Genomic DNA, 18,261 nt, shown 5'->3' with positions numbered 1-18,261 from the left:
AAAGACACCCTGAGCGAGTTCTGATGCACGCTATAAAAGGGATGCTTCCAAAAAATAGTCTAGGTAGAAAGCTTCTTACAAATGTTAGAATATATGCGGGAACTGAGCATAACCACGAAGCACAACAACCTAAAGAACTTAAATTTTAACGGAGGGAGAACAGTCAAATGGCAAAGGTAAAATATTATGGAACTGGTAGAAGAAAAAGCTCTGTTGCACGAGTGTATCTTACACCAGGAAATGGAAAAATTGTAATTAACAAAAGAGAAATGGACGACTATTTTGGGCTTGATACTTTAAAATTAATAGTAAAGCAACCACTGGAACTTACTGGTACAACAATTAAGTTTGATGTTTTAGTAAATGTTCATGGAGGAGGAGTTTCTGGACAAGCTGGAGCGATTCGTCATGGAGTAAGCCGCGCGCTTCTTCAAGCAGATGGTGATTATAGACTTACACTAAAAAAAGCAGGATTCTTAACACGTGACCCTAGAATGAAAGAAAGAAAGAAATACGGGCTCAAAGCGGCAAGACGTGCTCCTCAATTTTCAAAGAGATAATTATTTCAAACCGAGATACTCATTTATTTGGGTATCTTTTTTTTGTGTAAAATTACAAAATACTTAATGGATTTGAGAAATACGAAAACAGCATATGAGATGATAGGCAATGCTCGTAAATCTTGCTTCCGAAATCGCTATAGCAATCCAACTCACTTTGAGTGTAGCATACAACTATCATTGATAGAAATTATCGTTAATGCCAAATGGATAAGAGATGTAATTGTCGGATAAACTAGTATTGCAATTTAATTTGAGAAGGAGACTACTATGGATTATTTAGAATTATTGAAGCAAGCCGAAAAGGCAAAAAAGTTTTCCTATGCTAACTATTCAAATTTTCACGTTGGAGCCGCTCTCATTGGGGCATCGGGGACAGTATACCTAGGAGCTAATGTAGAGGGAGCATCTTATGGAGTCACAACGTGTGCAGAGCGCACAGCATTTTATAAGGCAATTACAGAAGGGGAGCGCAAATTTACTACAATTGCTATCATCAGCGATAGTGACAAGATCATTTACCCGTGTGGAATCTGCCGACAAGTTATGAGTGATTTTGTCGATGACAATTTTGTAATCATTTGTGGGAATAGCAATCTAGAGTATGAAGTATATACTTTTGAACAGCTGATGCCAAAATGTAAGATTCCACTGTAATACATTTACCAAAGAGGTCTATTGGCACAGCTATTTTCGTACTGTAGCCCTCTACCCTAGTATGGCAATACATAAGCGGTTTATATTTTTATTTTTCGTTGGCAGCTAATATTTCTGAAGCGCATCCTGCAGGCCCATTTTTCGTTTTAAATTACATTCGAAGGTAAATTATCAGGCGATGCTGTTATCGTAGCTATTTATGCATTATAGACCTCCTCTGTTGCAACACTACGGGTAGCATTACAGTTAGATGATGAGATCGAAACCCCTTCAGCAAATTCCTCGGCAGCTAATATTTCTGAAGCGCATCCAGTAGGCTCATTTTTCGTTTTAAATTATATTCGAAGGTAAAATATCAGGCGATGCTGTTATCGTAGCTATTTATGCATTATAGGCCTCTTCTGTTGCAACACTACGGGTAGCATTACAGTTAGATGATGAGAATAATTCTTCTTCGGCAGCTGTTATTATGAAAACTCTTCCAGCATCGTAAACCTATTCTGTTGCAACACCATGCTCGGCATTATGGTTAGATGACGAGATCGAAACCCCTCCAGCAAATTCCTTGGCAGCTAATATTTCTAAAACGAATCCTGCAGGCTCATTTTTCGTTTTAAATTATATTCGAAGGTAAAATATCAGGCGATGCTGTTATCGTAGCTTTTTGTGCATTATAGACCTCTTCTGCTGCAACACTACGGGTAGATGACGAGATCGAAACCCCTTCAGCAAATTCCTTGGCAGCTAATATTTTTGAAGCGCATCCTGCAGGCTCATTTTTCGTTTTAAATTATATTCGAAGGAAAATATCAGGCGATACTGTTATCGTAGCTATTTATGCATTATAGGCCTCTTCTGCTGCAACACCATGCTCGGCATTATGGTTAGATGACGAGATCGAAACCCCTCCAGCAAATTCCTTGGCAGCTAATATTTCTAAAACGAATCCTGCAGGCTCATTTTTCGTTTTAAATTATATTCGAAGGTAAAATATCAGACGATGCTGTTATCGTGGCTTTTTGTGCATTATAGACCTCTTCTGCTGCAACACTACGGGTAGCATTACAGTTAGATGATGAGAATAATTCTTCCTCGGCAGCTGTCATTATGAAAACTCTTCCAGCATCGTAAACCTATTTTGTTGCAACACCATGCTCGGCATTATGGTTAGATGATGAGATCGAAACCCCTTCAGCAAATTCCTTGGCAACTAATATTTCTGAAGCGCATCCAGCAGGCTCATTTTTCGTTTTAAATTACATTCGAAGGTAAAATATCAGGCGATGCTGTTATCGTAGCTATTTATGCATCATAGGCCTCTTCTGTTGCAACACCATGCTCGGCATTATGGTTAGATGATGAGATCGAAACCCCTTCAGCAAATTCCTCGGCAGCTAATATTTCTAAAACGAATCCTGCAGGCTCATTTTTCGTTTTAAATTATATTCGAAGAAAATTAATCAGGCGATGCTGTTGTCGTGGCTTTTTGTGCATCATAGGCCTCTTCTGTTGCAACACTACGGGTAGCTGATGAGAATAATTCTTCTTCGGCAGCTGTCATTATGAAAACTCTTCCAGCATCGTAAATCTATTTTGTTGCAACACCATGCTCGGCATTATGGTTAGATGATGAGATCGAAACCCCTTCAGCAAATTCCTCGGCAGCTAATAGTTCTAAAACGAATCCAGCAGGCTCATTTTTCGTTTTAAATTATATTCGAAGGAAAATATCAGGCGATGCTGTTATCGTGGCTTTTTGTGCATCATAGGCCTCTTCTGTTGCAACACTATGCTCGGCATTATGGTTAGATGATGAGATCGAAACCCCTCCAGCAAATTCCTCGGCAGCTAATATTTCTAAAACGAATCCTGCAGGCTCATTTTTCGTTTTAAATTATATTCGAAGGTAAAATATCAGGCGATGCTGTTATCGTAGCTATTTATGCATTATAGGCCTCTTCTGTTGCAACACCATGCTCGGCATTATGGTTAGATGACGAGATCGAAACCCCTCCAGCAAATTCCTCGGCAGCTAATATTTCTAAAACGAATCCTGCAGGCTCATTTTTCGTTTTAAAGTATATTCGAAGGAAAATTATCAGGCGATGCTGTTATCGTAGCTATTTATGCATTATAGACCTCTTCTGCTGCAACACTACGGGCAGCATTACAGTTAGATGATGAGAATAATTCTTCTTCGGCAGCTGTCATTATGAAAACTCCTCCAGCATCGTAAACCTATTCTGTTGCAACACCATGCTCGGCATTATGGTTAGATGACGAGATCGAAACCCCTCCAGCAAATTCCTCGGCAGCTAATATTTTTGAAGCGCATCCAGCAGGCTCATTTTTCGTTTTAAATTATATTCGAAGGAAAATATTAGGCGATGCTGTTATCGTAGCTTTTTGTGCATCATAGGCCTCTTCTGTTGCAACACCATGCTCGGCATTATGGTTAGATGATGAGATCGAAACCCCTCCAGCAAATTCCTCGGCAGCTAATATTTCTACAACGAATCCTGCAGGCTCATTTTTCGTTTTAAATTATATTCGAAGGTAAAATATCAGGCGATACTGTTATCGTGGCTTTTTGTGCATTATAGACCTCTTCTGTTGCAACACTACGGGTAGCATTACAGTTAGATGATTGAGAATAATTCTTCTTCGGCAGCTGTCATTATGAAAACTCCTTCAGCATCATAGGCCTCTTCTGTTGCAACACCATGCTCAGCATTATGGTTAGATGACGAGATCGAAACCCCTCCAGCAAATTCCTTGGCAGCTAATATTTCTGAAGCGCATCCAGTAGGCTCATTTTTCGTTTTAAATTATATTCGAAGGTAAAATATCAGGCGATGCTGTTATCGTAGCTATTTATGCATTATAGGCCTCTTCTGTTGCAACACTACGGGTAGATGAGGAGAATAATTCTTCTTCGGCAGCTGTCATTATGAAAACTCTTCCAGCATCGTAAACCTATTTTGTTGCAACACCATGCTCGGCATTATGGTTAGATGACGAGATCGAAACCCCTTCAGCAAATTCCTCGGCAGCTAATATTTCTAAAACGAATCCTGCAGGCTCATTTTTCGTTTTAAATTATATTCGAAGGTAAAATATCAGGCGATACTGTTATCGTGGCTTTTTGTGCATTATAGACCTCTTCTGCTGCAACACTACGGGTAGATGATGAGATCGAAACCCCTTCAGCAAATTCCTTGGCAGCTAATATTTCTAAAACGAATCCTGCAGGCTCATTTTTCGTTTTAAATTATATTCGAAGGAAAACATCAGGCGATGCTGTTATCGTAGCTTTTTGTGCATTATAGGCCTCTTCTGTTGCAACACTACGGGTAGATGATGAGATCGAAACCTCTCCAGCAAATTCCTCGGCAGCTAATATTTCTGAAGCGCATCCAGTAGGCTCATTTTTCGTTTTAAATTATATTCGAAGTAAAATATCAGGCGATACTGTTATCGTGGCTTTTTGTGCATTATAGACCTCTTCTGCTGCAACACTACGGGTAGCATTACAGTTAGATGATGAGAATAATTCTTCTTCGGCAGCTAGTATTGCATAAATTTGTAACTTTGCATTCTTTATTCGAGTCGAAGTTACTAGTACATTAAATAAGTTTACTCCGAATATAATATACAAAATATTTTTACCGAAAGCGAGGTCTTATATTATGTCGTCCCCAGAAAAAATTAGTATTCCCCAGAAGCTTGTTTTGGGTTTACAGCACGTTCTTGCTATGTTTGGTGCCACCGTTTTAGTCCCTATGCTTACTGGCTTGGATCCAGGTGTCGCAATTTTATCTGCAGGGATTGGAACATTAGTGTTTCACTCTGTTACCAAAGGTATAGTTCCAGTATTCTTAGGTTCCAGCTTTGCATTTATCAGTGCAATCTCTCTTACGCTTAGCCAATTTGGAATTGGTGCGGTAAAAACTGGAATTATGGCAACCGGGCTAGTTTATATTGCGATGGCTATAATCATAAAACATGTTGGAGTAGAAAAAGTTAAATCATTTTTTCCTCCAATTGTTATTGGTCCTATCATTATGGTTATCGGATTACGTTTGAGCCCTACAGCGATTAATATGTTAAAGGTCGATGGAGCTATCAATCCCAATTATGCATTGGTCGCGTCGATAGTAGTCATTACTGTAATGATTGTTTCTATATTTGCCAAGGGATTCTTCAAGATGGTACCAATATTAATTGCCGTTATTATTGGATATGCAGTTGCATTTTTAATGAATATGGTAGATGTATCTGCTGTTGCTGAAGCTAGTTGGTTTGGATTTTCTGATAACGCATTGAGAAGTATTATAACGCTTCCCGACTTTTCTTCTGCAGGACTTACAGCGGCAATTGCGCTTGCTCCTATTGCTTTAGTTGTATTTATAGAGCATATTGGAGATATTACTACTAACGGAGCTGTTGTTGGCAAAAACTTCTTTGAAGATCCCGGAATTCATAAAACACTTATGGGAGATGGTTTAGCAACTATGACTGCGGGGCTTATTGGCGGGCCTGCAAATACTACATACGGAGAAAATACCGGCGTTCTTGCTGTTACTAAAATATATGACCCTTCAATAATTCGCATTGCGGCAATCTTTGCCATTTTGCTTAGCATTTGCGAAAAATTTACCGCTATGGTTCAGCTCATTCCATCGGCTGTTATGGGAGGTGTGAGCATTATATTATTTGGAATGATTTCTGCTGTAGGCGTACGAACTCTTGTAGAAGAGCAATTAGATTTTAAGAACAGTAGAAACTTACTGATTGCCGCAGTTATATTTGTTATTGGCATTGGAGTTACCGATGTTCCTATTACCGAAACTATCACTGTTTCTGGACTGACCCTTGCGGCATTGTTTGGTGTCATTTTAAATAAAGTGCTTCCAGAAAATATTTAATTTATAAAAAACCCTCACCTATGCCATGACYGTAGATGAGGGWTTGAACTATTATTCAGCTATAGAATATTCAGTTATAGAAATTTCAAGTTTGTTCGATATAGTTTCTTTCAATTTTGCTTCAACTGTGATACTTCCCTCTTCTTTGGCTGCTAATATTAGTAATGCATGGCCATTATTGGTCATAATTTTAGGACACTTGTGATCACCCACAAAATACCTTGAGCCGTTATCTACTCCCAATAATACGGCATTTTCGCTGTATATAAACTCAATTTCAGCATCTTCTGCAGTTATCGCGTTACCTGCCTCGTCGTAAAGTTGTGCTATTATATTCACTGCGCTGTCGACGCTCGTATTGATATTGTTTTTATCGCAGCTAATCTTTACTGATGCCGGCTTGCCAGTTGTTACAAGTTTAGTCGTTCCCGCATCGCTTTGTGCTGTTAGTTCTCCTGGTTTATATGGTACGCACCAGCGATATATTCTGTCTTCAAAATCTTTTAAATATAGCGTGGAAATCTTTTCGCCGTTTTGATATAGCGTTACTTCGTCGCAATTCGAATATACTTCTACCAAAATCATATCGCCTTCACTGTAATTATAATGGTCATTTACGTCTTGCCAAACCCATAGGCGTCTATCCCATACATTTATTTGAGGCTTTGCTTTTGGATTATTCGGAGGAATAACTTTTCTATCCACGACTTTTCCATCTTCTATATCGTGCAGAGATTTTTCTAAAACTTGAGTCATCATATGCGTATACGGTTTGTCTTGCCACAAAGTTTTAAACATGTGATATGACCCTTTTGGAAATCCCGCTACATCTATCAGCCCTGCTATATTTGATTTAAGTGGCCACGGACCTCTTTTTCCAGCTTCTCCCATATATTCTATGCCCGTCCACAAAAAGATACCTGCAATATATTCATTATCCAGAACTGCTTTCCATTCATGCCATTGGCAAACATTCTCTGTCCCCATAATAGGCTTGTCGGGATAGCATCTGTGACATCTATCATACATTACTCGTCTGTAACTGAAGCCAACCATATCAAGAGCATCTGTATATCCTGACTCATAGCTAGCAGACGGCAAAATACAATTTGCGATTACTGGCCTTGTTGTATCTAGCTCTTTTGTCCAATCTGCCAATTTTTTCGCCGTATCTGCTATTTCATATTGCTCTCTTGGGATTTCTGCCATTCTACGTCTAATTTCATCTATCGAATATGGTGGCTCAGTAAAGAAGTATCCACCCGCGGCATCTGCGCCAAAGTATCCTGTTGCCGCATTATATTTAGGATACGTCCACTCGATCTCATTTCCAATGCTCCATTGCACGATAGATGGGCTATTATAATCGCGTCTAATTATATTTTGCAGGTCATCTTTTGCGTAATCTCTAAAGTACTCTGTATTACCCATAGTAATATAGCTTACCGATTTTTCTCCTGCATTATGCTTTTTATCTTTGGGGTTATCCCACTCATCAAAAAATTCCTCTTGCACTAGCAATCCCATTTCGTCGCATAGCTCAATAAACTCTCTCGAAGCGGGGTTGTGAGCCGTCCTTATTGCATTCACTCCTGCAGCAATCAAAATTTCAAATCTGCGTCTCCATACATCTTTTGGCACTGCAGCTCCCACAGCTCCAGCGTCATGATGCAAGCAAACACCTTTAATATACTCATGACGTCCATTTATGAAAAATCCTTTGTCTACTGTAAACTCAAAATCTCGTATTCCAAATTTTGTGGCAGTAGTTTGAATAGACTTTCCATCAACCACTAGTTCTGTTACCGCTGTATATAGTTGGCCTTGRTATATATCCCATAGTAATGGATTAGTGATCGTAATTTTCTGTGTTACCTCTTTGGATTCATTTAGATAAAACCCTTTTGAATTGATTGCAACTATTTTTCCTGTAGGATCAATAATTTCTTGTACTATAGTTACATTTTGGGGAGTTGACTCGTTTTTTAGTTGTGTACTGATCGTCACTACTGCAGATTCTTYAGAGACTGCAGCTGTATTAATTCTGGTTCCAAATACTGGAATATACATTTTTTCAAAGATATGCAGCTGAACTTTTCTATAAATTCCACCACCTGGATACCAGCGACTATTTTGATATCTTGAATGATCCACTTTGACCGATAACACATTTTCTTCTTTCACATAATCRCTAATATCAATTAAAACAGGTACATAACCAAATGGTTGAAATTTTACAAATTTTTCATTAATGTAAATATTGGAGCGATTATAAATTCCATCAAAGCAAACAAAGATTTTTTTATCTCGATAATTTCCGTCCAGGCTAAAATGCTTTCTATACCAGCCAATTCCTCCAACTAAATAGCCAGTTGCCGCATCTCCCTCAGTTTCACTATACGGTTGTTCTATACTAAAATCATGGGGCAAGTCTACTGTTTTAAATTCTGTTTCATCTAAACTAATTAGTTGACCATAGATATCTTCACTCATTTTTGGCTTTAACTGCTTTGTATTAAGTCTAAACTTCCAATTTCGATTAAAATCCTGCATCGTATTGCACCCTTTCCATATTTAGATATTAGCATTATATATTAAGTTGACATGCAATACTAGGATCTTCAAAATGTTTTATAATTTAGGTGGTAAATATATCCTCAGTTGTTTTGTTATAACGCTAATATTCAAAGGAAAATCTGGACCTACTTCGCCATCAATATCTGTTATAAATTTACTTTCTGGATTTTTACAAGTAATCCTTGCGTGTTTCAGCTTAATATAATCGATTTTATCGTCTTCTAAATGCTCACCTTGCAATACTTTGAGAAATAGCAATGGCACATCAAAAAAATCCACTTCTTTTATCCCTACCAAATCGAAATACCCATCTTCGATATCCGCATCCTTTGCCATTTTGCTAAATCCACCTGCACCTTTACCGTTAAAAATTAACACTAGTACATATTTATTGGTTAAAACTTTATTATCATGCTCAATTATTAAGTCCATCGCATCATAGTTTTGAAGTTCTTCTATGCCTTTAACATAATAGGCAATTTTTCCCAAGTTTTTCTTCAGTACTAGATCTATCTCATGAGATACCCCGCTAAAAAGTCCCATATTGCAAACATTGATAAAATATTTATCGTTTACCTGTCCGACATCAACAAATCTCAGCTCACCTTTTGCTATCAAATTAATGGCATCGTCTATCGTATTAGGAATCATTGCCGTATTTGCAAAATCATTCGCAGTACCTAAAGGTAAAATTGCAAGAGGAGCATAGATCTTTTTTTTCATCATGCCGTTAATGCATTCGTTAATTGTTCCATCACCACCAGATATCATAATTAAATCAAAATCTTCTGGTAAAACTTTATCTAAAATATGTTTTTCTATTGCACCTTTAAATTCACTTCTATAAATCGTTAAAACATAACCTAATTTCTGAATTTTCTCAGTGATATAATCAACTTGATTTAATATTTTTCTATTACCAGCTTTAGGATTGTATAGTAAAATTGCTCTTTTCATTTGAATTTTCCTTTCTATTGCTCTAAAATTACAATAGCTTGGCTTCCCATCTGTTCCCAAGACTCCTTAAAATTTTTTAAATTTATTCTCCGATTAGCAAAACTAGAAAGCGGATCATTTATATAAATATAATTATCATTAAACCCTGTTATAACAACAGAATGCATCTTATATGTTATTGCTACCTGACCTGTTGGAGTATCCCATACTTCAAAATCACTATTTGGCAATTTTTTGAAATCAGTGTTTGCAATAACCCACACGGGATATCCACGAGTAATAAACTGTAAAACAAGCTCAAAATTTGTATCTGTTAAATTTATTGCGCTATCTCCAACATAACTATATGCAAGGTCAAATATAGGTTCATGATATACGCCTAGGCCGTGATTTTTAAAGCTATACATATCGCCTACAAATCCATCGTTTGGATTTCCAAAAAATACTGTACCATTTTCATTTTTTTTAAATTGAGTTAAATCTTTTTTTATTTCTAATGCGAGGTGCATCTTGTCCACATCTATATCGTTATAATTTAAAACCATTGCCAAAGAAGTCACTTCACAGCCTCGAGGCAACTCTGGCATTTGTTTAATATGGGGTACTGTAAGATATACATCTTTTTCGAAGGAAAAATTGTTTTCCCATATAATTTTCTCATTACCCTTATAATATATCCTGTTTTTGTTATTTTTAATAGCATAMGCATAAGCAGAATTAAAATTTTTAAAATCTAAGACTTGACTATTATTCAAAATAATATAAGGTTCAAATGTATTATGTACCCAAACTCCTGTACTATTATCAATAACAATAGCACGGGACTTAGTTTTAGTATTGTCTATAGCAAGTTGTAAATTACTATACTCACCTAAATTGGTATTTCCTTGCATAACAGAATAATTTTTCATTGCAGTTTCTGTAACTGGCTGAGTGAGAATTTGATGAAACGAAGGAACTTCATTGAAGATATTATGAATTACCATAACATCTTCTAAAGATAAAATTTCTGTTAAATACCAAATTAATGCACAATTAATTATTATTAAGGTTAGCATAAAATTTCTCAGTATTTTCATAAAATTCTTACTCCTTTGGAGGTTCTAAAACTTCAACTACTATTTCAGCTTCTATTAACTCATTTGTTATATTATCTAAAATTTCATTTGGTAATTTTTCGATGACTTCTTCTTGTAATTCCTCCAATTCCTCTAATTCCTCTAATTCTTCTAATTCTTCTGATTCTTCTATAAATTCGGCTACTTTTTCCATACATACTACGTGTATGCCATCGGTTAAGTTAATTAACTTGACTCCTTTAGCGTATCTACCTAAGCTTGAAATCTGACTTACTTTAATTCTTATAATCACGCCTTCGGATGTTATCATCAAAAGTCCATTTGAATCTGAAACAGAAGTAATAGCAACTACATCACCTGTTTTGTCATCCACTTTGTAAATAATAAGGCCTTTTCCGCCTCTTCTTTGAGATTTAAACTCATCGATCCTGGTTCTTTTGCCTATTCCATTTTTAGTTGCAATAAGAATTTGTTCACCCTCTTTTGGAATAGTCGCACTAATTACATAGTCCTCTTTTGAAAGATTAATGGCTCTAACACCTTTTGCTGTTCTACCAGTTGGTCTAATATTCTTACCCTCAAACATTATACCTAAACCTTTTTTAGTTGCAATGATAATTTTATCTTGATCGGTTGTTTCATATACGCCTACTAATTCGTCAGCATCTTGCATGGTAAGAGCAATTATTCCACCTTTTTTGATATTATTAAAAGCAGTGATGTTGGTTTTTTTAATTAACCCCTTTTTGGTTATCATTGTAAGATAGCGTTCATGCTCATTTTGTTTTACAGGAAATACCGCACTAATTTTTTCATCAACATTTAGATGCAGTAAATTTACAATAGCAAGCCCTCTTGCAGTTCTACTAGCTTCAGGAATTTTATACGCTTTAATTTTATAAGCACGACCTTTATTAGTAAAAAACATTATAAAATCTAAATTGCTAGTTGTAAATAATTTTTCTATAAAATCTTCTTCTATCGTGTTAACCCCTATAACACCTCTACCACCTCTTTTTTGTTCTTTGTAGGTAACTAAAGGRATTCTTTTTATATAACCAAAATGAGTGATTGTTACGACTACCTCTTCTTCATCTATCAAGTCTTCGATATCAATTTCATCATCTAATAAACTAAGCTCCGACCTTCTAGGATCAGTAAATTTTTCACGAACGACGATTAACTCTTCTTTAATCACTTTTAGTAATTGATCTTCATGTTCTAGCAATGATTTAAGATARGCAATTTTATCYCTTAGCTCGTTAAATTCCTGGGTTAATTTGTCATGTTCTAACCCCGTTAATACTCTCAGTCTCATATCCATAATTGCTTGTGCTTGAATTTCTGATAATCCAATTTTTTCTATCAACTTCTCTTTTGCCTCAGCAACTGTTTTAGAATTTCTAATTAAATTTATAACTAAATCTATTTTATCTGCACCTAAAACAATTAAAAAGCCTTCTATGATGTGAGCTCTAGCTTGAGCCTTATCCAATTCAAACTCTGTTCGTCTTGTAATAACTTGTTTTTGATGATCCAGATAAGCTTCTAACATTTCTTTTAAGTTAAATACGTGAGGTTCACCATTAATTAAAGCAAGCATGTTGATACTAAATGTATCTTGAAGTTGGCTAAATTTATATAATTGATTTAAGATTATATTAGCATTTACATCACGCCTTAATTCAATTACAATCCTCATACCGTCTCTATCTGATTCATCTCTTATTCCAGTTATTCCATCAACTTTTTTTAATTTGACTAATTCGGCAATTTTCTCTATTAACTTTGATTTATTTACTTGATAAGGGATTTCTGTAATGATGATTGCAGTCTTACCCGCTGACATTTCTTCAATTTCAGTCTTGGCTCGAATTTTTACTTTGCCTTTACCGGTTCTATATGCTTGTTCTATACCATATCTCCCTAATATTTGTCCTCCCGTTGGAAAATCTGGTCCTACTACAATCTCCATTAAGTCTTCRATTTCAGTTTCTTTTTTCTCATTAGTCTCGTTRTCACCAGTATAGTTGTCAATTATTTTAATGACAGCRTCTATAACTTCTCCCATATTGTGAGGAGGAATATTGGTTGCCATTCCTACAGCTATCCCAGATGATCCATTTACTAGTAAGTTAGGATATCTAGCTGGCAATACAGTAGGTTCTTCTATAGATTCATCAAAATTAGGTCTAAAATCAACTGTTTCTTTGTCTATATCACTTAGCATATACATTGTTAGCTTGCTCATTCTAGCCTCTGTATAACGCATTGCTGCAGCTGAATCACCATCTACATTACCAAAATTTCCGTGTCCATCTACTAGAGGATATCTAGTATTAAAATTCTGTGCCAATCTAACCATGGCGTCGTATATGGACGCATCTCCGTGAGGATGGTATTTACCCATCGTATCGCCTACTATACGTGCCGATTTTCTATATTGTTTATCAGGAGATAAATTAAGTTCATCCATAGCATATAAAATTCGTCTATGAACTGGCTTTAAGCCATCCCTAACATCTGGTAATGCGCGTGCAACAATTACGCTCATAGCATAATCGATATAACAGTTTTTCATTTCGTCCTTAATATCAACAGGAATAATTTTATCAAATTCTGTATTTTTCATTTTTCACCTCCATTTCCAACTTAGATATCTAAGTTCTTTACTAATTTTGCATATTCTTTAATAAATTCTCTTCGTGGCTCGACTTTATCTCCCATAAGAGCCGTAAAAATTTCATCAGCTTCAACGGCATCTTCAATATTAACTTTAACCAAGGTTCTGGTTGCGGGATTCATAGTTGTATCCCATAATTGATCAGGATTCATCTCTCCTAATCCCTTATAGCGTTGCATACGTGTTATTCCGTTTCTACCAATTTCTGTCAAAATCAATTCTAATTCACGATCATTATACGCATAGTGCTTTTTTTTATTTTTTTCTACGAGATATAGTGGAGGCTGTGCGATATAAATAAATCCTCCAGTAATCAATTCTCTATAAAATCTATAGAAGAACGTAAGAAGTAATGTTCTAATATGAGCACCATCGACATCTGCATCGGTCATCAAAATAATTTTATGATATCTTAATTTCTCAATATTTAAATCTTCATTGATGCCTGCTCCAAAGGCCGTAATCATATTTCTAATTTCTTCGCTTGCGAGCATTTTATCTAATCTTGCTTTTTCCACATTTAGGATTTTACCTCGCAATGGTAATATAGCTTGATTTTGTCGTGATCGTGCGCTTTTAGCAGATCCTCCCGCTGAGTCTCCCTCAACGATATATATTTCACATTTTTTAGGATCGCGTTCTGAGCAATCAGCAAGCTTACCAGGTAACGTTGAATTTTCTAAAACATTTTTTCTTCGGGTTAAATCACGAGCTTTTCTAGCCGCATCTCTTGCATGTGATGCCATAGTGGCTTTTTGAATAATGATTTTTGCTATCGTAGGATTTTGTTCCAAAAATATCATAAATTTTTCAGAAACAATGTTATCTACAATAGTCCTTACATTTGTGTTGACTAGTTTAGTCTTAGTTTGACCTTCAAATTTAGGTTCACTGATTTTTATACTAATTACCCCTGTAATGCCTTCTCTTATGTCTTCACCAGATAAACTTTTGTCATTATCTTTTAAAATTTTCATTTTTTTTGCATAATCGTTTACAGTTTTTGTAAGCGCATTTTTAAATCCTGATAAATGTGTCCCCCCCTCTATAGTATTTATGTTATTAGCGAAACTAAATATGTTCTCGTTATAGCCATCATTATGACAAAAAGCCACTTCTATCGAAACATCATCTTTTTCTCCTTCGCAATAAAAAATGTTTTCGTAAATTGGAGTTTTATTTTTATTCAAAAACAAAACAAACTCCGATACACCACCCTCGTAATGAAATATCTTCTCTAATTTAGGTTCAACCCGTTCATCTATTAATTTTATTTTAAGCCCCTTAGTTAAAAAAGCAGTTTCTTGAAAACGCTTTTTTAAAATTGCAAAGTCATATACGGTTTCTTCAAAAATTGTTTCGTCAGGAAGAAAATGAACAAATGTTCCGGTTTGATCTGTAGTCCCTATAGGATGTAAGGACTCTACAACATGACCTTTTTTAAATTTTTGTTCATAAATTTTCCCATGCTGATAAACTCTGGAAATAAGCCAAGATGATAAAGCATTTACAACTGAAGCACCTACTCCGTGTAATCCTCCTGAAACCTTATATCCACCACCTCCAAATTTTCCACCAGCGTGTAGAATTGTAAAGACGACTTCTGCTGCTGAAATTCCCTTATCTTTGTGGATACCAACAGGAATTCCTCGTCCATTATCTAAAACAGAAATTGAATTGTCTTTGTGAATCGTCACAGTAACCTTATCACAAAATCCTGCTAAAGCTTCATCAACAGCGTTATCTACTATTTCGTAAACAAGGTGGTGAAGACCTTTAGCTGACGTGCTCCCAATATACATATCTGGTCTTTTACGTACGGCTTCTAAGCCCTCTAGTATTTGGATTTGACTTTCGTCGTAAATATTATTAGACATAAAAAGATCTCACTCCTTTGAAATTTTATAAATTTTTTATAATTTTTTTTATAATCATGGTATTATAACATGTTTTTCTAATTTTTGCAAATTATATTTGCTTTTTCAACAATAAATACTTTTATACTGTCATTCCAAGTAAATAAATTTGGATCAACTCCTGTACATGTTATCATAGTTTGAAGATTATTGATATATTTAAATAAATATTTTTGTCTATTTATATCGAGTTCTGATAAAATATCGTCCAAAAGTAATATAGGGGTCTCACCTGTTATCTCAGTTATTATATCTATTTGTGCGAATTTTATACTTAAAATACAAGTTCTTTGTTGTCCTTGAGAACCAAAAAGTTTAAGTGAATGATCATTCATCAAAAAATTAATATCATCCCTGTGTGGTCCACTATTTGTAGTTTTGGTTCTTATATCCCTATCTCTATTAAATTTGAGTCTACTTTTAAAAATATTTATATCCACATTAGGTTCGTATATTAGTTTTAGATGTTCTTTGCCACCTGAGAGTTCTAAGTGTATTGCTGCTGCTTTTGTATTTAGATTTTCAATAAATTCTGATCTTTTGTAAAAAATTTTTTTTGCATACTTGTAAAGATTTTCATCTAAGATATCTAAAAATTCATAATTAATATTATTAACATTTTGCTTTAAATAACAATTACGTTGTTTTAAAATTTTATGATAACTACTAAGTTGGCTAACATACATACTATCCAATTGACATAATTCAATATCTATAAAGCGTCTACGATCCTTTGGACTTTTTTTTATAAGATCTAAATTCTCAGGTGCAAAAAATACAACATTTAAAACTCCAAATAGTTTGGTTAATTTATTTATGGGTAACTTATTAACTAAAACAGACTTATATCTTTTGGAAATTATAAAATCTATTGTTGATAAAGAATATTGTTTTGTCAACATAAGATTTACTAATGCATTTTCACTATCCCATTTAATAACTTCTTTTTCGGAAGTAGTACGATGTGAGCGAGCCGTAGCACATAAATAAATAGCCTCTAATACATTTGTTTTGCCTTGGGCATTATCTCCAAAAAAGATATTTATACCCTTGCTTAAAGATAAACTTAAGTGTTGATAATTTCTAAAATTGGTTAAACTTAAAGTTGAAATATACATATGTTTGTCAAATTATATTTAATACCTTTCCGTCAAATTCAATTATATCACCCACTCGTATTTTTTTCCCTCGTTGGATACATATAGTGTTATTTACTTTAACTAATTCGTTTTGAATAACAGCTTTGGCTATCCCACCTGTTTCGACAAGTCCAGAAAATTTTAACAATGAGTCTAATTTTATAAATTCAGTAGTAATTTTTATTGTATTCATAATTTCTCCTTTGATCTTTTAAAGATCAGTTTATTTGATTAATCATTAACTCTAATGGGTAATACTAGATACCTATATTTATCACTGTTAATAGGCATAATTACAGCTGGAGCTGTTTTAGATAAAAAGTTTATACATATTTCGTCATCTTCAATATTTTTCAATGCATCGATGAGATATCGAGGGTTAAAAGCAATTTTTAAAGGCATTCCTGTTAGTATAATATCTATCTCTTCTAACGAATTTCCTATATCGGTATTTGAAGTGATTATGAGAGTGTCCTGAGTAATATTAAATCTAATTGGGTTTTTACCGCCCTCTTTTGACATAAGTGCAGATCTTTCAATGCTCATCAAGAATTCATTACGATTAACTATGATCTTAGTCTCAAAATCATTTGAGAAGATATCTTTGTATCTTAAAAATTCACCTTCCAGTAGYCTAGATACTATGGTAGTGTCAATTAGATTAAATAAAATATGATTTTCACCAAAACAGATTGTTACTTCATCGTTATTTTCGTTACTTAAAATTTTTGTTATCTCCATTAATGTTTTTGCAGGAATAACTTTTTCAATACTTAAATTTTTGTTATTTAAAGAAATTGTTCTAAAGGCTATYCTAAATCCATCTATAGCTACTAAACTCAGTTGCCCATTTTCGACTTCAAATTTTTCTCCGGTTAGTGTAGGCCTACTTTCTTCTTGAGCAACAGAAAAAATGGTTTGCTTTATTAAGTTTTTTAATTCTAATTGACTAATTGTAAGACTTTGCTTAAGAGATACGTCTGGTAAAGTTGGAAAATGACTTGTATCGAGAGTTTGTAAAGTAAATCTAGATTTCCCACTTGTAATAGTGATTTGAGTTTCATTGATAGTTGCCATTTTTATGTCACCTTGTGGCATTTTCTTTATTATCTCAGAAAATAGTTTTGCGTCAATAGCTATTTTTCCATTTTCTAAAATTTCACCCTCGATTGTTTTTTCTATGCCCATTTCTAAATTGTTGCCCATTAACGTTAGCGTCGTGTTTGTAGCGGTAATTAAGATACATTCTAGTAAAGGATTTGTGCTTCTTGTGGCGCAGGCTTTGATAACTATATTTATAGCTTGCGCTAAAATATTTTGATTGCATATAAATTTCATTTTGTTATTAATTTCCTTTCGGTTATAAATTTTCGGATTATAAATTTTTTTGCATCGTTTTTGCATCGTTTTTKCATCGTTTTGTGGATAACTTTTTCTAACTGAATTTTTTTCCCTTTTTATATATATATTATTGACTAGTAGTAATAGGGGAAGCGAAAATCTGTGGATAACTATGTCTAGCCCTTGATAGTCAACGATCTAGCCTGTGGATAACTCTGTGGATAACTTGTGGATAACTTTAAAAACCTGTGGATAACTTTTTTGTATGGGTACAATTTTTGCCTTACCTGTGGATAAGATACAAAATGCCTGTGGATAACTTTTTTTCAAAAAAATATGTGCACTATTTATCAATTTTGAATGCAAAAAAAGACAATTTCTTGGTAAATTATTATATAATGAAAATTTTAAAATAATTTTTTGA

The 18,261-nt window shown here is 34.6% G+C and carries 15 protein-coding genes; 4 read left to right on the top strand and 11 right to left on the bottom strand.

The window, feature by feature from the left end:
- From EPU_RS14570 to cdd, 3 genes are all read left to right on the top strand, one after another.
- The coding region (locus tag EPU_RS14570; RefSeq protein ID WP_010168772.1) for an uL13 family ribosomal protein at positions 1 to 149 on the top strand (149 nt) is incomplete at its 5' end.
- Positions 150 to 167: 18 nt separating this feature from the next.
- Positions 168 to 560: a 30S ribosomal protein S9 gene (gene rpsI, locus EPU_RS09445; RefSeq protein WP_010168771.1), complete on the top strand. Its 393-nt coding sequence runs from the start codon at positions 168 to 170 to the stop codon at positions 558 to 560.
- Between the two features lie 270 nt (positions 561 to 830).
- The gene (gene cdd / locus EPU_RS09440; protein WP_010168768.1) at positions 831 to 1,217 is read left to right on the top strand and encodes a cytidine deaminase; all 387 of its coding nucleotides are present in this window, start codon (positions 831 to 833) and stop codon (positions 1,215 to 1,217) included.
- Positions 1,218 to 2,185: 968 nt separating this feature from the next.
- On the opposite strand, the gene EPU_RS13980 is transcribed toward cdd, so the two are convergent.
- Both EPU_RS13980 and EPU_RS13270 read right to left on the bottom strand, forming a co-directional pair.
- A complete protein-coding gene (locus EPU_RS13980) occupies positions 2,186 to 2,323 on the bottom strand; it encodes a hypothetical protein (RefSeq protein WP_010168767.1) in 138 nt (45 codons plus the stop codon).
- A gap of 2,336 nt (positions 2,324 to 4,659) precedes the next feature.
- Entirely contained in the window at positions 4,660 to 4,875 is a 216-nt protein-coding gene (locus EPU_RS13270) for a hypothetical protein (protein ID WP_083792627.1), read from the bottom strand.
- Positions 4,876 to 4,906: 31 nt separating this feature from the next.
- Here EPU_RS13270 and EPU_RS09420 point away from each other — a divergent pair, with 31 nt between their 5' ends.
- Positions 4,907 to 6,145: a uracil-xanthine permease family protein gene (locus tag EPU_RS09420; RefSeq protein WP_010168762.1), complete on the top strand. Its 1,239-nt coding sequence runs from the start codon at positions 4,907 to 4,909 to the stop codon at positions 6,143 to 6,145.
- A gap of 51 nt (positions 6,146 to 6,196) precedes the next feature.
- Here EPU_RS09420 and EPU_RS09415 read toward each other — a convergent pair whose 3' ends face one another.
- From EPU_RS09415 to EPU_RS14060, 9 genes are all read right to left on the bottom strand, one after another.
- Entirely contained in the window at positions 6,197 to 8,698 is a 2,502-nt protein-coding gene (locus tag EPU_RS09415) for a glycoside hydrolase family 2 TIM barrel-domain containing protein (RefSeq protein WP_029488309.1), read from the bottom strand.
- A gap of 78 nt (positions 8,699 to 8,776) precedes the next feature.
- A complete protein-coding gene (locus EPU_RS09410) occupies positions 8,777 to 9,679 on the bottom strand; it encodes a diacylglycerol/lipid kinase family protein (protein WP_010168759.1) in 903 nt (300 codons plus the stop codon).
- Between the two features lie 14 nt (positions 9,680 to 9,693).
- Entirely contained in the window at positions 9,694 to 10,758 is a 1,065-nt protein-coding gene (locus EPU_RS09405) for a C39 family peptidase (RefSeq protein WP_010168756.1), read from the bottom strand.
- A gap of 7 nt (positions 10,759 to 10,765) precedes the next feature.
- Positions 10,766 to 13,390, bottom strand: coding sequence for a DNA gyrase subunit A (gene gyrA / locus EPU_RS09400; RefSeq protein WP_029488308.1), 2,625 nt, complete (start codon positions 13,388 to 13,390; stop codon positions 10,766 to 10,768).
- Positions 13,391 to 13,410: 20 nt separating this feature from the next.
- Positions 13,411 to 15,318, bottom strand: a complete 1,908-nt coding sequence (gene gyrB / locus EPU_RS09395; protein ID WP_010168752.1) for a DNA topoisomerase (ATP-hydrolyzing) subunit B — start codon at positions 15,316 to 15,318, stop codon at positions 13,411 to 13,413.
- A 77-nt stretch (positions 15,319 to 15,395) separates the two neighbouring features.
- Complete coding sequence (recF, locus tag EPU_RS09390) at positions 15,396 to 16,475, bottom strand: DNA replication/repair protein RecF (RefSeq protein ID WP_010168751.1); 1,080 nt, start codon at positions 16,473 to 16,475, stop codon at positions 15,396 to 15,398.
- Between the two features lie 7 nt (positions 16,476 to 16,482).
- Positions 16,483 to 16,689 carry an RNA-binding S4 domain-containing protein gene (locus EPU_RS09385; RefSeq protein WP_010168749.1) on the bottom strand — a complete coding sequence of 69 codons (207 nt, stop codon included), beginning with the start codon at positions 16,687 to 16,689 and terminating at the stop codon, positions 16,483 to 16,485.
- Positions 16,690 to 16,727: 38 nt separating this feature from the next.
- Entirely contained in the window at positions 16,728 to 17,834 is a 1,107-nt protein-coding gene (dnaN, locus tag EPU_RS09380) for a DNA polymerase III subunit beta (protein WP_029488307.1), read from the bottom strand.
- A 201-nt stretch (positions 17,835 to 18,035) separates the two neighbouring features.
- A partial coding sequence (locus EPU_RS14060) for a hypothetical protein (protein ID WP_010168745.1) occupies positions 18,036 to 18,261 on the bottom strand: 226 nt, incomplete at its 5' end.

The sequence above is a fragment of the Candidatus Epulonipiscium viviparus genome (assembly GCF_000171335.1).
GTDB classification, from domain to species: domain Bacteria; phylum Bacillota; class Clostridia; order Lachnospirales; family Cellulosilyticaceae; genus Epulonipiscioides; species Epulonipiscioides viviparus.
The sequence above is the reverse complement of the archived record's forward strand: the minus strand, read 5'-3'. Positions and strand labels throughout refer to the sequence as shown.

Excerpts from the sequence above, each read along its gene's own strand:
- rpsI (WP_010168771.1), top strand. The coding sequence starts at position 168 with ATGGCAAAGGTAAAATATTATGGAACTGGTAGAAGAAAAAGCTCTGTT.
- cdd (WP_010168768.1), top strand. The coding sequence starts at position 831 with ATGGATTATTTAGAATTATTGAAGCAAGCCGAAAAGGCAAAAAAGTTT.
- EPU_RS13980 (WP_010168767.1), bottom strand. The coding sequence starts at position 2,323 with ATGACAGCTGCCGAGGAAGAATTATTCTCATCATCTAACTGTAATGCT.
- EPU_RS09420 (WP_010168762.1), top strand. The coding sequence starts at position 4,907 with ATGTCGTCCCCAGAAAAAATTAGTATTCCCCAGAAGCTTGTTTTGGGT.
- EPU_RS09410 (WP_010168759.1), bottom strand. The coding sequence starts at position 9,679 with ATGAAAAGAGCAATTTTACTATACAATCCTAAAGCTGGTAATAGAAAA.
- gyrB (WP_010168752.1), bottom strand. The coding sequence starts at position 15,318 with ATGTCTAATAATATTTACGACGAAAGTCAAATCCAAATACTAGAGGGC.
- recF (WP_010168751.1), bottom strand. The coding sequence starts at position 16,475 with ATGTATATTTCAACTTTAAGTTTAACCAATTTTAGAAATTATCAACAC.
- EPU_RS09385 (WP_010168749.1), bottom strand. The coding sequence starts at position 16,689 with ATGAATACAATAAAAATTACTACTGAATTTATAAAATTAGACTCATTG.